This is a genomic window from Flavobacterium haoranii (assembly GCF_009363055.1).
Classification (GTDB): domain Bacteria; phylum Bacteroidota; class Bacteroidia; order Flavobacteriales; family Flavobacteriaceae; genus Flavobacterium; species Flavobacterium haoranii.
The window spans coordinates 796297-812336 of record NZ_CP045292.1 but is presented as its reverse complement, the minus strand read 5'-3'; the positions used below and the strand labels follow the sequence as shown (position 1 = coordinate 812336).

The following is a 16040-nucleotide window of genomic DNA, read 5'->3' as shown; positions in this document are numbered from 1 at the left end:
TATGAAATGGATTTTTATACTGTTGTTCCCTACTCTATTATTCTCACAGAACAATTGTAAATATGAATTTGAAGAAAAAACAGATTCAACTTATTTAAGAATTTTACCCGAAAAACTGATTTACGAAAAAGTTTTTGGAACTACACGAGAATTGATTTCTTTTAAATTAATTCAGAATAATGGTGTACCAACATTATCAATACAAATTGTTGTAAAAAACTCGTTATTTATTCCATCAAAATGTTTTGATTTATCTTCTAGAATAATTTTTCAATTAGAAAATGGAAAATATGTAACATTGAAAAGCATAAATGAAAATGTTTGTTCCACATTATCATATAACGAAGAAGATAAAGCAAATATTCGCGTTTTAAGCGGTTATTTTGTTTTTACTAAAACCAATTACGAAGAATTAAAAAAATCACCTATATCAATCATAAGAGTTCAATATGCCGGTGAAAAAGTAGATTATAATGTAAAAAGTGAATTTCATTCTGAAATTTTAAACGAAACTTTTTATCCTTCAAAATATTTTATGGAATACTTGAAGTGTATAGAATAAAAGAGAAATAATAAAAAACAAAAAAGCCTAGCAAATGCTAGGCTTTTTTTGTGATCGCGCCAGGATTCGAACCTGGGACCTACTCATTAGAAGTGAGTTGCTCTATCCAGCTGAGCTACGCAACCATTATTTTTATTGTCGGGGTGGCAGGATTCGAACCTGCGACCTCCTGGTCCCAAACCAGGCGCGATGACCGGGCTACGCTACACCCCGAAAAAAATAAAGCGGAGAGACAGGGACTCGAACCCTGGCGACAGTTACCCGTCGACAGATTAGCAATCTGCTCCGTTACCACTCCGGCACCTCTCCTTTAATCTATATAAGAACTTATCTTTTTTGCGGTTGCAAATGTATAGTAAACAAAGCTATTTTACAACACTTTTTTTGTTTTTTTTATATATTTTTTTTAAACTTATTTGAAAGCCTCTATATTTCAAACAGATAGAGGTAATTTTTTTTTAATAAAATTTATAAAAATTAAAATTCAATTAGTTTTCAGATACAATTCATTATTTTTTTAATAAAATGCAATATATAATCAATTAAAATAGTAAATTCGCAAAACCAATTTAATTTTCAATAAAATGAATAAAAAAGTCGTAATAGTTTCTGCTGTTCGTACACCAATGGGAAGTTTTATGGGAGCTTTATCTACAGTTCCTGCAACTAAACTTGGAGCAACAGCAATCAAAGGAGCATTGGCTAAAATAAATTTAGATCCAAAAGAAGTTAATGAAGTATTAATGGGTAATGTTGTACAAGCAGGTAATGGTCAAGCTCCAGCTCGACAAGCTGCAATGTATGCAGGTTTACCTGATACAGTTCCTTGTACTACTGTAAATAAAGTTTGTGCAAGTGGAATGAAAGCTGTTATGCAAGGTGCACAAGCTATCATGAGCGGTGATGCTGATGTTATTATTGCTGGTGGTATGGAAAACATGAGTTTAATTCCTCATTATGTTCACTTGAGAAACGGAGTTAAATTTGGTCCTACTACTATGGTAGACGGTCTTCAAAAAGATGGCCTTACAGATGCTTACGATAACAATGCAATGGGGGTTTGTGCTGATTTATGTGCTTCTGAGTATAATATCTCTCGTGAAGAGCAAGATCGTTTCGCAATTCAATCATATGAGCGTTCTGCAGCTGCTTGGGAAGCTGGAAAATTTAATACTGAAATTGTTCCAGTTGAAGTTCCTCAAAGACGTGGAGAACCTATTATTGTTTCTAAAGATGAAGAATTTACTAATGTTAAGTTAGATAGAATTCCTTCTTTACCTGCTGTTTTTACAAAAGAAGGAACAGTTACTGCTGCAAATGCTTCAACAATTAATGATGGTGCTGCTGCTTTAGTTTTAATGAGTGAAGAAAAAGCAAATGAATTAGGTTTAAAACCTTTAGCTTATATTAAATCTTATGCAGATGCTGCACATGAACCAAAGTGGTTTACTACAGCTCCGGCAAAAGCTTTACCAAAAGCATTAGACAAAGCTGGTTTATCAATTTCTGATATTGAATATTTTGAATTTAATGAAGCTTTTTCAGTTGTAGGATTAGCAAATGCTAAAATTTTAGGTTTATCTGAAAATAACATAAATGTTAATGGTGGTGCAGTTTCATTAGGACATCCTCTTGGTTGTTCTGGAGCAAGAATCATTGTTACTTTAATCAATGTTTTAGAACAAAATAACGCAAAATTTGGTGCAGCTGCTATTTGTAATGGTGGTGGCGGTGCTTCTGCTATTGTAATAGAACGCGCTTAATTGTAGTATTTTTTTGATGAAGTTATGGGATATTTTCAATATATCTCATAACTTTGTTTTTTATTATAGAGTTAATGTTTGGTATTTGCAATCTTGCTATTGTTCCTGTTCGGCTTGAAGCTTCAGATAGAAGCGAACAAGTAACACAACTTCTTTTTGGCGAACATTTTAAAGTTTTAGACCATCAATTAAAATGGACTAAGATTGAAATAGCTTTTGACAATTATCAAGGTTGGATTGACAACAAACAATTTCAGTTTATTTCCGAAGCTCAATTTGAAATACTTCAAAATACTCCACTTGTTTTAAGCAATGATTTAATTGAGTTTGTATCCAATTCAAATAATGAATTATTACCTATCTCTATGGGAAGTTCTCTTTCATTTTTAAACGATGAAAATATAAACGACAAAAATTATACTTTTGAAGGAATAAGAACTTGCGGTATAAAACCTAAGTTAGATCTTATAAAAACAGCATTTATGTATTTAAATGCACCTTATTTATGGGGAGGGAAAACACCATTCGGAATTGATTGTTCTGGTTTTACACAAATGGTTTACAAACTAAATGGCTACCATCTTTTACGAGATGCTTCACAACAAGCTACACAAGGAGAAGCGTTGAGTTTTATAGAAGAAAGCGAACCTGGTGATTTAGCCTTTTTTGACAATGAAGAAGGAAATATTATTCATGTTGGGATAATGCTTGAGAACAATCATATTATTCACGCCTCTGGAAAAGTTAGAATTGATTTTTTAGATCATTTAGGAATATACAATGCTGAAACAAATAGACACACTCATAAATTGAGAGTTATTAAGAAAATAATTTAAAAAAAAATCCCAACGTTTAGTTGGGATTTTTTACTATTTGATACTATCAGCTTTTTCTTTCATACCTAAAATTTCATAGGTCATTTTTAAAAGTGATTTTGTGTTTTGATCAGAAGGATTTAATGAATATGCTTTTTCAAAACTTGGCATTGCAGTAGAAAAGTTATTTTTTCTTTTTGCCATTAACTCGTCATATTTTGCTTTGTTTGATAAATTAGCATTAATTTCATCAACCAATTTTTGATCGTCTTTTAATAACTCGTAAGCATCATTAAAATATAAGCGAGCTTCTTCTTTTTTAATATCTTCATCATTTGGAGATAACTCTCTAGCTTCAGCTAAAGCCTTTTTAGCTTCAACAAGTTTACCATTTTGAACATAAATTAAAGCTAAAGTTTTGTAAATCTCTGGCTTTTGTTTAGAAACTTTTTCTTCAGACGGCTTTTCGTGAGAACCAATTTTAACCATTCTATCTCTATCTGCCTTTGATGTATAAGTATCTACTTCACCACTAACTTTACTTACTGCTAAATACTTTGTAGCATTATTTAAATAATCACTTTTCTTTAATTCTTCATACATCTTTTCAGCTAACTTATAATCTTGAGATTGTACAGCTGCAATTGATGCATTTTCTAAAGCTTGACCTTCATTTTTAGGATCAAAAAGATATTTTGCATAAAATAAGCTTGCTGCCTCTTTGAACTTGTTGTTTCCGTAAGCAGTGGAAGCAATATTATTTAATTGGTTTTTAAAATCAGTTTTTTCTTGAATTAATTCGTCTTTATAAACTTTTTTACCTGTCTTTGTTTCATATTCAATAGTTTCATCTATTGTTTTACCATAATTAGTGATAAAATCAGGTTGATAAACATTCATTTGATCTTGTAATGTTGCATTTGTACCTTTTGAAGCTAAAACTAAAGTTGGATACATATTTTTATAAAATTTTGTATACACTTTATCACCTTCCTCTGTAGCTAAGTTTTCTAAAGAAGCTAATGTAGCTTTATAAGTTTCTAGATCTTTGTCAGAAACATTACTTTTAGAATAAATCTTTTTAAGTGTTTTTAACTCATCCTTTTGAGCATAAGAAGCTACTGATAGCATAATTGATGTAGCTAATAATAATTTTTTCATTTTGTTTTTAGTTTTAAAAAAAGCCCAAACTGGGCTTTTAATTATTCTTGATTTTCGTTGTTTTCTGAATTATCAAATTCTGTACCGTTTTCTTGACCTTCATTAATATCATCAACTTCTTCTTCACGTAAAACTTTAGTTACTGCAGCAATTGAATCAGTTCCTTTAATATTAATTAAACGAACACCTTGTGTAGCTCTACCCATTACACGTAAATCATCAATTCTCATTCTGATAGTTAAACCAGATTTATTGATAATCATTAAATCATCTTCATCAGTTACAGCATTAATTGCAATTAATTGACCTGTTTTATCTGTGATATTTAATGTCTTAACTCCCTTTCCACCACGATTTGTAATACGGTAAACATCTTCTCCATCTTCATCTACTAATTTAGTTCTCTTACCATAACCATTTTCAGTTACAACTAAAATTTGTGAATCGTTGATGTGGTTTTTATCAATTGAAACCATACCAATTACTTCATCTTTTTCATCAGCTAAAGTAATACCTCTAACTCCAGATGCAGTTCTTCCCATTGGACGAGTTTTCTCTTCTTCGAAACGAACTAACTTACCAGATTTAACGGCTAATAAAACTTGACTATTTCCAGTTGTTAATTTTGCTTCTAGTAATTCATCATCTTCACGAATTGTAATTGCATTAATACCATTTTGACGTGGACGAGAATATTGTTCTAAAGGAGTTTTCTTAACAATTCCTTGCTTTGTAGCCATAATTACAAAGTGGTTGTTAATGTATTCTTCATCTTTAAGATCTTGAGTGCAGATATAAGCTTTTACTTTATCATCTGGTTCAATATTGATGATATTTTGAATAGCTCTACCTTTACTGGCTTTTGTTCCTTCAGGAATTTCAAACACACGCATCCAGAAACATTTTCCTTTTTGCGTAAAGAACATTAAATATTGGTGATTAGTTGCTACAAATAAATGCTCTAAGAAATCTTGATCTCTTGTTGCGGCACTTTTTTGACCAACTCCTCCTCTATTTTGTGTTTTGTATTCCGATAAAGATGTACGTTTAATGTAACCTGCATGAGAAATTGTAATAACTACAGATTCATCAGCAATTAAATCTTCAATACTTACATCTCCACCAGCATATTCAATTTGAGAACGACGAGCGTCTCCATATTTATCTTTAATTTCAGTTAATTCGTCTTTAATTACTTGCATACGCATTTCTTTGCTTGCAAGTAAGTCTTTTAAATATGCAATTAACTTCATTATCTCTTCATATTCTGCACGAAGTTTATCTTGCTCAAGACCTGTTAACTGACGTAAACGCATCTCAACAATAGCTCTCGCTTGAATTTCAGATAATTTAAAGCGCTCCATTAATTTAGCTCTTGCTTCTTCTCCATCTTTAGATGAACGAATTAAAGCAATAACTTCATCAATATTATCAGAAGCAATAATTAAACCTTCTAAAATATGTGCTCTTTCTTCTGCTTTGCGTAAATCGAATTGTGCTCTTCTCGTAACAACATCATGACGGTGTTCTACGAAATAGTGAATTAAATCTTTTAAATTTAATAATTGCGGACGTCCGTTTACTAATGCAATATTATTTACACTAAACGAAGATTGTAACTGTGTATATTTATAAAGTGTATTTAAAACAACATTTGGAACAGCATCACGTTTTAGTTCGTAAACAATACGCATACCACTTCTATCCGATTCATCTCGAATAGTTGAGATTCCTTCAATTTTTTTATCGTTAACTAAATCAGCCGTTTTCTTAATCATATCGGCTTTGTTAACTTGGTACGGAATTTCAGTTACAATAATTGCTTCACGCCCGTTAGATTCTTCAAAATTAGCTTTAGCACGCATTACAATACGACCGCGACCTGTTTTGAATGCTTCTCTCACACCTTCGTAACCATAGATAATACCACCTGTTGGGAAATCTGGAGCTTTTACATGATTGATTAATTCATCAATTTCGATATCATTGTTATCAATATAAGCTAAAGTACCATCAATAACCTCAGTTAAATTATGTGGTGGCATATTTGTAGCCATACCAACAGCAATACCAGAAGCTCCATTAATTAATAAATTAGGTACACGAGTTGGTAATACTTTTGGCTCTTCTAATGAATCATCAAAATTTAACTGAAAATCAACAGTTTCTTTTTCTATATCAGCAAGCATTTCTTCTGATATTTTCTTCATTCTAGCTTCAGTATAACGCATTGCAGCTGGACTATCGCCATCAATCGAACCAAAGTTACCTTGACCATCTACCATTAAGTATCGTAAACTCCATTCTTGAGCCATACGAACCATAGTATCATATACTGATGAATCACCATGTGGGTGATATTTACCTAACACTTCTCCAACGATTCTCGCTGATTTTTTATAGGCACTATTAGAACGAATTCCTAATTCGTGCATTCCAAACAATACTCTTCGATGTACGGGTTTTAATCCATCTCTAACATCTGGAAGCGCTCTCGAAACAATAACTGACATCGAATAATCGATGTAAGCTGATTTCATTTCATCTTCAATGTTAATAGGAATTAACTTTTCTCCTTCAGACATAAGTATTTATATTTAATTTATCATCTATATGTTAAACGTGCCAATATACGCCTTTTTACCTTTTTATATAAGCTAATTTTAAATTAATTTGATTTTTTTATTAACAATGAATTTTACAAAATGTTTATGATTTTATTTTCAATTTCTTTCATATTTAAAATAAAGTTTGTCAATTCGTCAGTATACTAAGATTAGGCATATTATTTGCAATTTCAATAGAATTCTTAGTATATTTACAATTAGATATTAATAATAATGGACGATAATTTTTCACCAAGAGTAAAAGAAGTAATCTCTTATAGTAAAGAAGAAGCATTACGTTTGGGGCACGATTTTATTGGCACCGAACATCTTATGCTTGGACTTTTAAGAGAAGGTAATGGCAAAGCAATGACGATATTGAATAATATGGCAGTTGACTTTGATTTATTACGAAAAAAGGTTGAAATACTAAGCCCTGCTAATTCAGTTGGAGTTCAAAATAATGATAAAAAAAACCTTCATTTAACTAGACAAGCTGAAAGAGCTTTAAAAACAACTTTTTAGAAGCAAAACTTTTCAATAGCAGCATTATAAGTACAGCTCATTTATTGTTATGTATTTTACGTAATGAAAATGATCCCACAACAAAACTATTGAATAAGCTAAAAATTGATTATGAAACAGTAAAAGAACAATATACCGCCATGACAACAAACGAAGATGATTATATAGAAAACTTACCTAAAGCAGAGTCTTTCAACGATGATGCTGATAATGATGATTTATCAAAAGATAGTGGATTTAATAATCCTCCACAAGGTAATAAAACAACAAAAAAATCTAAAACTCCTGTATTAGACAATTTTGGTCGTGATTTAACTGAACTTGCCGAAGAAGGAAAATTAGATCCTGTTGTAGGTAGAGAAAAAGAAATTGAGCGTGTTTCTCAAATTCTAAGTAGAAGAAAGAAAAATAATCCTTTATTAATTGGAGAACCAGGAGTTGGTAAATCTGCTATTGCAGAAGGATTAGCTTTAATGATTATCAAAAGAAAGTATCTCGTATTTTATTCAACAAACGCGTTGTAACTCTAGATTTAGCCAGTTTAGTAGCTGGAACTAAATACAGAGGACAATTTGAAGAAAGAATGAAAGCTGTAATGAATGAGTTGGAGAAAAACGACGACATCATTCTTTTCATTGATGAAATCCATACTATTGTTGGCGCTGGTGGCGCAACTGGTTCTTTGGATGCATCCAATATGTTTAAACCCGCTCTAGCTAGAGGTGAAATCCAATGTATTGGAGCTACTACTCTAGACGAATATCGTCAATACATTGAAAAAGATGGAGCTTTAGAACGTCGTTTTCAAAAAGTTGTAGTTGAACCAACATCTGTTGAAGAAACTATTACTATTTTGAACAACATTAAAGCTAAATATGAAGATCATCACAATGTTATTTATACACCCGAAGCTATTGAAGCTTGTGTTAAATTAACAAGTCGATACATGACTGATAGGTTTTTACCAGACAAAGCCATTGACGCTCTAGATGAAGCAGGATCTCGTGTTCACATCACAAATATTGATGTTCCTAAACAAATTTTAGAATTAGAACGTCAATTAGAAGATGTTCGTGTAAAGAAAAATGAAGTTGTTAAAAAACAGAAATATGAAGATGCGGCTAAGTTAAGAGACGATGAAAAGAAAATTGAAAAAGACTTAGCAATTGCTCAAGAAAAATGGGAAGAAGATTCTAAAAACAATCGTGTAACGGTAACTGAAGATAATGTTGCAGATGTAGTTTCTATGATGACAGGAATTCCTGTAAATCGTATTGCACAAACTGAAAGTAATAAGTTAGCTAAACTACCTGAACTAATTAAAGGTAAAGTAATTGGACAAGATGAAGCTGTTGAGAAAATCGCAAAATCTATTCAACGTAATAGAGCCGGATTAAAAGATCCAAATAAACCAATTGGTTCGTTTATTTTCTTAGGTTCAACTGGTGTTGGAAAAACTCAATTAGCTAAAGTATTGGCAAAAGAATTATTTGATTCTGAAGATGCTTTAGTAAGAATTGACATGAGTGAATACATGGAAAAATTTGCAATTTCGAGATTAGTTGGAGCACCTCCTGGATATGTAGGTTATGAAGAAGGCGGTCAATTAACTGAAAAAGTTCGTAGAAAACCTTATTGCGTTGTTCTTTTAGACGAAATTGAAAAAGCGCATCCTGATGTATTCAACATGATGCTTCAAGTTTTAGATGACGGACATTTAACTGACAGTTTAGGTCGTAAAATTGATTTTAGAAATACTATAATTATTATGACTTCAAATGTTGGAGCAAGACAATTAAAAGACTTTGGTCAAGGTGTTGGTTTTGGTACAACAGCAAAAACTTCTCAAGCAGAAGATCACGCAAAAGGAGTAATTGAAAATGCATTGAAAAAAGCCTTTGCACCTGAGTTTTTAAATCGTATTGATGATGTAATTGTTTTCAATCCGCTTGATAAAGAAGATATTGATAAAATTATCGACATCGAAATGGCTAAATTATACGACAGAGTTAAAGATTTAGGCTACGATTTAAGACTTTCTGAAAAAGCTAAAGATTATATTGCAGAAAAAGGTTTTGATAAGCAATTTGGAGCAAGACCTTTAAAACGTGCTATTCAAAAATATGTTGAAGATGCTCTTGCAGAAGAAATTATAACTTCAAAAATACATGAAGGTGATGAAATTTTTATGGATTTAGATGAAGAAAAAGTGAACTTACAATTCAAGTAAAAACCAAAGAAAATCCTGCTAAATAAGCAGGATTTTTTTATTAAAAAAAATTAGTACTTTAGATTAAAATTAGAAACAATAAATGTTAGATAAAGTAATTGTTGGTAGTGAAGAATGGTGCTCTTTCCCTACTCTTGGTATTCCTACTATTAAAGCTCGTGTTGATTCTGGAGCAAAAACTTCTGCACTTCACGCTATAAATATTAAACCTTTTCAAAAAGATAATGAAGAATGGATAAAGTTTGATATTAACCCTATTCAAAACAATGCTAAAGCAGTTATTCATTGCGAAGCAAAACTAGTCGACCAAAGGGTTGTAAAAAGTTCAAGCGGATTTAGAGAAAAACGTTATGTAATTAAAACAACTTTAGAAATTGGTGGTAAATCTTGGGAAATTGAAGTTACTTTAACTAACAGAGATTCAATGGGATTCCGTATGCTTTTAGGAAGAGAAGCTATGTCGGGAAGAATCTTAGTTGATCCTGAAGCAAAATATTTATTAGGTCAACCAACTAAAGAAAAATTAAAAGAATATTATTATTCAGATGTTGAAGCTAAAAAAGGTTTAAAAATTGCCGTATTAGCAAGTAATCCTGAACTTTATAGTAATAAAAGAATTATTGAAGCCGGAGAAATGCGTGGTCATGAAATGCACTTCTTAAATTTGAAATATTGCTACATGAAACTAGATGCTGAAACTCCTGAGATTCATTATCGTGGTGGTAAAATTTTAAATGATTTTGACGCTGTAATTCCAAGAATAAGACCGAGTATGACTTATTATGGCTGTGCTTTAACTCGTCAATTCGAAGCTTTAAAAGTTTTTGCCTTAAATGGCGCAGCTGCCATTAGTCAGTCCAGAGACAAATTGTTTTCACTACAATTATTATTAAATAACGGAGTTGATATTCCTACAACAGGATTTGCTAATTCTCCTTTGGATACTGACGATTTAATTAAAATGGTAGGTGGTTCGCCTTTAATTGTTAAACTTTTAGAAGGAACACAAGGTAAAGGTGTAGTTTTAGCAGAAACTAAAAAAGCAGCAGAATCAGTAATCAACGCTTTTAAAAGTTTAAATGCTAACATCTTAGTACAAGAATTCATCAAAGAGGCAAATGGTAAAGATTTGCGTCTTTTTGTTGTAGACGGAAAAGTTGTAGCTGCTATGCAACGAGAAGCTGCTCCAGGGGAATTTAGAGCGAATATTCATATGGGTGGAACTGCATCTGTAGTTAAAGTTACTGCCGAAGAAAAGAAAATAGCAATTCGTGCTACTAAAGCAATGGATTTAAAAGTAGCTGGTGTAGACATAATTCGTTCTTCTAAAGGTCCATTATTATTAGAAGTAAATTCATCTCCAGGTCTTGAAGGAATTGAAGGAGCAACTCAAAAAGATATTGCTGGTGAAATGATTAAAGCTATTGAGAAAAATTTTAAATGGAAACAATAGATGGAAAACAAATATAAGTTTCCTTTAGTTTTTTTCTTGCTTGGATTTGCTATAACAATTATAGGCGCGTTATTCAAAATAATGCATTGGCCTGGTGCCAAAATTCTATTATTTATTGGAATGCTTTCGGAGGTCGGTGCAATTTTGATTTTAATAATTAATATTTTAAAAACTAAAAAATGATTGTTGCCAAAATTCTAATAGTTATAATAGCTTTACTTCACTTCTACTTTTTAGTATTAGAGATGTTTTTATGGACAACAAAAGGCCCAAAAGTATTTCGTAATTTCCCTAATGAATTATTTGAACCTACAAAAACATTAGCAGCAAATCAAGGATTGTATAACGGATTTCTTTCAGCGGGTTTACTTTGGTCTTTATTTATAAACGATGAATTTTGGAGTAAGAATATAGCATTGTTCTTTTTAATTTGCGTATCAGTTGCTCGAATTTATGGAGCTTTATCTGCTTCTAAAAAAATATTTTATATTCAAGCTTTGCCTGCAATAATTACAATTGTACTAATTATGAATTAATAAAAAAAGCCACTTAATAAGTGGCTTTTTTTATTAATTTAAAACTTCGCTATCAATTTGAAAACTATTGATAAACAAAATTGATTTTTCAATATCTAAGTGTAAATATCTATCTTCATCAACAAAACTTACTTCTTCTCTGTAAAGTTTTAAGAAACTTTCAATAAACTCGCTCGATTTTAACGGACGTCTAAATTCTATAGCTTGTGATGCATTTAGTAATTCAATCGCTAAAATACGCTCTAAGTTTTCAACAATACGAAGTGTTTTTGTAGCAGCGTTTGCTCCCATACTTACATGATCTTCTTGTCCGTTACTCGAAACAATACTATCAATACTTGCTGGAGTTGCCAATTGTTTGTTTTGACTCACAATACTCGCCGCAGTATATTGCGGAATCATAAAACCAGAATTTAATCCCGGATCGTTTACTAAAAATGCAGGTAAATCTCTTAAACCCGAAATTAATTGATAAGTTCTTCTTTCAGAAATACTTCCTAGTTCAGCAACGGCAATTCCTAAGAAATCTAAAGCTAAAGCTAATGGCTGCCCATGAAAATTTCCACCAGAAATAATTAAATCTTCAGTTGCAAAAATATTTGGATTATCAGTAACCGAATTTATTTCCGTTCTAAAAACTTTCTTCACATAATCAATTGTATCTTTTGACGCTCCATGCACTTGAGGAATACATCTAAAAGAATAAGGATCTTGGACATGTTTTTTAGGCTGATTAATAATTTCACTATCTTCTAAAAGTTCACGAAAACGTTCTGCAGTTTGAATTTGACCTTTGTGCGGACGAACTAAATGAATTAAATCAGTAAAAGGTTCAATTCTACCATCAAAAGCTTCTAGTGAAATTGCTCCAATAACATCAGCTAAATAAGAAAGTTTACTAGCTTTCATTAAAGTATAAACTCCATAAGCACTCATAAATTGAGTTCCATTTAATAAAGCTAATCCTTCTTTAGATTGTAATTTTATATGATCGTAACCTAATTTATCTAAAACTTTTTGAGCGGGTTGTCTAAATCCATCATAATATACTTCTCCATCACCTATTAATGGTAAAGATAAATGTGCTAAAGGCGCTAAATCACCAGATGCTCCCAAAGAACCTAATTGATAAACAACAGGTAAAACATCGTTATTATAAAAGTCAATTAATCTTTCTACTGTTGCCAATTGCACTCCCGAATGACCATAACTTAAGGATTGAATTTTTAAAAGTAACATTATTTTCACCACTTCATGTGGCACTTCTTCACCTGTTCCGCAAGCATGAGAACGAACTAAATTCTCTTGTAATTTCGATAAATTTTCATCAGAAATTTTAACGTTACAAAGAGAACCAAACCCTGTATTTATTCCATAAATAGGAGTTTCGTTTGTCTCCATTTTCTTGTCTAAATACGTTCTACATTTTTCAATTAAAACTTTTGCTTCTTCTGATAAAGCCAATTTTAAATCTTGAGAAATAATACTATCAATTTTCTCAATTGTTAAGATATCAGAACTTATATAATGAACAGATTCCATTTTTACATTTTTAAAAGCCCAAAATTCCGCAAACATTCGTGAAAAAGCAAATTAAACTGAAATAAAAATTATCAATAAAATAAAATTTAACAGATAAATAATGTAATTTCATTAATTAAAGTATTTTCAATAATTAAAATTTAATAAAATCATAAAAAGAATGTAAAATTTTTAATTGTTTTTTTCTTTTTCTAAATTTGTACCAATGATTAAAAGTCAGTCGAAATATTTATCAAATTCTAATGCACAGATCATTTCTTCTTGTGGCATTTCGACTATTGTAACGACTACAGTTACAACTACTACCCCATTTGGGGTTTAATTCTTACATATAATACTATAACTGTATTGCTATTTTTTAGTAAGAAAAATTCTTTTAATCTATATATTCCATTATGTTAGTACTCAAATTTGGCGGTACATCAGTAGCCAATGCTCAAAATATAAAAAAAGTCGCTGATATTGTTCAGCAAAAAAAAGACAATCAAAAATAATTGTTGTAGTATCTGCCTGTAGCGGTGTAACCGACCAACTAGTTCAGTTGACACACTTGGTTTCTGAAAAAAATAAAGAATACAAAACCAAGTTCTCAAACTTAAAAGAACAACACGAAACAGTTATTCAAGAACTTGACTTGATACAGGATGAAAAACTTCAAAAAACTATTCATAAGCATTTCAAACATTTAGAAACATTGTTAGAAGGCTGCTATCTTTTGGGCGATGTACAACCTAAAATTCACGACGCTATAATTGGTTATGGCGAATTATTGTCTTCTACTATAATTTCTAGTTTTTTTGCTCAAAAATTTGATAGTCAGAATCCATTTGTTGATAGTCGTTCTTTAATTGTAACCGATGAAAATTTTGGTAATGCCAATGTTTTTTATCCCGAAACCTATCAACATATTGATGATTATTTCAAAAAAACAGAGAAATCACTATTTGTTTTACCCGGATTTATCGCTAGTTCTCGAAATGGCAGCACCACTACTTTAGGTCGCGGAGGTTCTGATTATACAGCTGCCATCTTAGCTAATGGTGTTTCTGCTGATTCTCTAGAAATTTGGACAGATGTCAGCGGAATGTATGCGGCCAATCCTAAAATTGTGAAACAAGCGCAACCTATCGCTTCTATTTCATACCAAGAAGCGATGGAATTATCTCATTTTGGTGCCAAAGTTTTGTATCCACCAACAATCCAACCGGCGCTTAAAAAACAAATTCCTATTTGGATCAAAAACACCTTTGCTCCTAACGAACATGGAACTTTGATTTCTAATGAAAATACAACGCCACAGCAATCGGTAAAAGGAATTAGTAATATTGATAAAATCGCTTTACTAACGCTTGAAGGCGGCGGAATGGTTGGTGTTTCCGGTATTGCTAAAAAGCTTTTCGAAACCTTATCGTTGCACAACATCAATGTTATTTTTATCACTCAGGCGTCATCCGAACATTCTATTTGTATCGGAATTTTAGAAAATCAAGCAGAAAAAGCGAAAAAATATATTGACGAAGTATTTCACAAGGAAATTACTCACGGTCAATTGAATGCGTGTCAATTAGAAAAAGATTTGAGTATCATTGCACTTGTGGGTGACCAAATGAAAAATCATCAAGGATTGAGCGGAAAAATGTTCAGTACTTTAGGTCGAAATAATGTTAATGTTCGCGCCATTGCACAAGGAGCTTCCGAACGTAATATTTCGGCTGTAATCAATTCAAAAGATGTGATAAAAGCATTAAATGCATTGCATGAAGTTTTCTTTGAAACCGTAACCAAACAATTAAATTTATTTGTGGTTGGAACGGGAAATGTTGGAAGTAAATTCATTGAACAAATTTCAAACCAACAAGAATTTTTGAAACAAAACCTAAATATTTCGGTTCGTATTTTGGGATTATCCAACAGCCGAAAAATGCATTTTGATAAAGAAGGAATCGACTTAAAAAACTGGAAAGAAACTTTAGAAAACGGTAAAAAAGCATCGTTAGCCGAATTCACTTCCAAGATCAAAGAAATCAATGTACGTAATAGTATTTTCGTTGACAATACAGCGGATGCCGATGTTTCAACTTGGTACAACACTTGTTTAAAAAATAGTATTGCGGTGGTTACTTGTAACAAAATTGCTTGTTCGTCTCCGCTAGAAAATTACAGAGAACTGAAAGATTTGGTACGCCAATACAAAGTTCCATTTTTATACGAGACGAATGTTGGAGCCGGTTTACCAATTATCGATACGCTAAAAAATTGTATTGCCAGCGGCGACAGAATTCATAAAATTCAAGCGGTTTTATCAGGAAGTTTGAACTTTATTTTCAATAATTTCAATACGAGTGATACTTTCATTGATATAGTCAAACAAGCTCAAATTGAAGGCTATACAGAACCAGATCCTAAGATTGATTTAAGTGGTGTTGATGTCATGCGTAAGCTTTTAATTCTTATCAGAGAAAGTGGTTATGCTTACGAAATGAGTGATATTGCAAACGAAAGCTTTCTACCAAAAGAATGTTTGGACACGACTTCAGTGCCCGACTTTTTAACGAGTTTAGAAACTCATAAAGCACATTTTAACGAATTATTGAAAGAAGCTCAAACTAAAGAATTTCGCTTAAAATATGTAGCCCAATTTGACAACGGAAAAGCGTCTGTTGGTTTACAATTCATCGCTAAAGACCATCCGTTTTATCATTTAGATGGAAAAGACAATATTGTATTATTCTACACCGATCGCTACAAAGAACAACCTTTACTCATTAAAGGTGCCGGTGCTGGCGCTGACGTAACAGCTTCGGGAATTTTTGCAGATGTAATACGTGTAGGAAACTTTTAAAAAAT

The 16040-nt window shown here is 31.7% G+C and carries 9 protein-coding genes, 3 tRNA genes and 2 pseudogenes; 8 read left to right on the top strand and 6 right to left on the bottom strand.

What is annotated here, in order from left to right:
• Nucleotide 1: 1 nt before the first annotated feature.
• On the top strand, nucleotides 2-562 hold the full coding sequence (locus GCU34_RS03995; protein WP_072783887.1) for a hypothetical protein: 561 nt from the start codon (nucleotides 2-4) through the stop codon (nucleotides 560-562).
• 51 nt (nucleotides 563-613) lie between these two features.
• Here GCU34_RS03995 and GCU34_RS03990 read toward each other — a convergent pair.
• The 3 genes from GCU34_RS03990 to GCU34_RS03980 form a co-directional block, all read right to left on the bottom strand.
• Nucleotides 614-687 (bottom strand) — tRNA-Arg (locus GCU34_RS03990).
• A gap of 13 nt (nucleotides 688-700) precedes the next feature.
• A tRNA-Pro gene (locus GCU34_RS03985) sits at nucleotides 701-775 on the bottom strand.
• A 12-nt stretch (nucleotides 776-787) separates the two neighbouring features.
• A tRNA-Ser gene (locus tag GCU34_RS03980) sits at nucleotides 788-871 on the bottom strand.
• A 275-nt stretch (nucleotides 872-1146) separates the two neighbouring features.
• Here GCU34_RS03980 and GCU34_RS03975 point away from each other — a divergent pair.
• Both GCU34_RS03975 and GCU34_RS03970 read left to right on the top strand, forming a co-directional pair.
• Nucleotides 1147-2325 carry an acetyl-CoA C-acyltransferase gene (locus GCU34_RS03975; protein ID WP_072783889.1) on the top strand — a complete coding sequence of 393 codons (1179 nt, stop codon included), beginning with the start codon at nucleotides 1147-1149 and terminating at the stop codon, nucleotides 2323-2325.
• A gap of 74 nt (nucleotides 2326-2399) precedes the next feature.
• Nucleotides 2400-3161: a C40 family peptidase gene (locus GCU34_RS03970; protein WP_072783891.1), complete on the top strand. Its 762-nt coding sequence runs from the start codon at nucleotides 2400-2402 to the stop codon at nucleotides 3159-3161.
• A 33-nt stretch (nucleotides 3162-3194) separates the two neighbouring features.
• Here the strand turns inward: GCU34_RS03970 and GCU34_RS03965 are convergent, their stop codons facing one another.
• A complete protein-coding gene (locus GCU34_RS03965) occupies nucleotides 3195-4301 on the bottom strand; it encodes a tetratricopeptide repeat protein (protein ID WP_072783893.1) in 1107 nt (368 codons plus the stop codon).
• A gap of 41 nt (nucleotides 4302-4342) precedes the next feature.
• Nucleotides 4343-6886, bottom strand: coding sequence for a DNA gyrase subunit A (gene gyrA / locus GCU34_RS03960; RefSeq protein WP_072783895.1), 2544 nt, complete (start codon nucleotides 6884-6886; stop codon nucleotides 4343-4345).
• A gap of 255 nt (nucleotides 6887-7141) precedes the next feature.
• On the opposite strand from gyrA, the pseudogene GCU34_RS03955 reads away from it, so the two are divergent.
• From GCU34_RS03955 to GCU34_RS03940, 4 genes and pseudogenes are all read left to right on the top strand, one after another.
• A pseudogene (locus tag GCU34_RS03955) lies at nucleotides 7142-9688 on the top strand (ATP-dependent Clp protease ATP-binding subunit).
• A 56-nt stretch (nucleotides 9689-9744) separates the two neighbouring features.
• On the top strand, nucleotides 9745-11115 hold the full coding sequence (gene rimK / locus GCU34_RS03950) for a 30S ribosomal protein S6--L-glutamate ligase (RefSeq protein WP_072783899.1): 1371 nt from the start codon (nucleotides 9745-9747) through the stop codon (nucleotides 11113-11115).
• Nucleotides 11116-11298, top strand: a complete 183-nt coding sequence (locus GCU34_RS14375) for a GldL-related protein (RefSeq protein WP_072783901.1) — start codon at nucleotides 11116-11118, stop codon at nucleotides 11296-11298.
• The gene (locus GCU34_RS03940) at nucleotides 11295-11651 is read left to right on the top strand and encodes a DUF1304 domain-containing protein (protein WP_072783903.1); all 357 of its coding nucleotides are present in this window, start codon (nucleotides 11295-11297) and stop codon (nucleotides 11649-11651) included. Before GCU34_RS14375 ends, GCU34_RS03940 begins: the two co-directional genes overlap by 4 nt.
• 33 nt (nucleotides 11652-11684) lie before the next feature.
• On the opposite strand, the gene hutH is transcribed toward GCU34_RS03940, so the two are convergent.
• Nucleotides 11685-13193, bottom strand: coding sequence for a histidine ammonia-lyase (gene hutH / locus GCU34_RS03935; protein ID WP_072784148.1), 1509 nt, complete (start codon nucleotides 13191-13193; stop codon nucleotides 11685-11687).
• Between the two features lie 395 nt (nucleotides 13194-13588).
• On the opposite strand from hutH, the pseudogene thrA reads away from it, so the two are divergent.
• Nucleotides 13589-16035 (top strand): annotated as a pseudogene (gene thrA, locus GCU34_RS03930) (bifunctional aspartate kinase/homoserine dehydrogenase I).
• Nucleotides 16036-16040 lie beyond the last annotated feature (5 nt).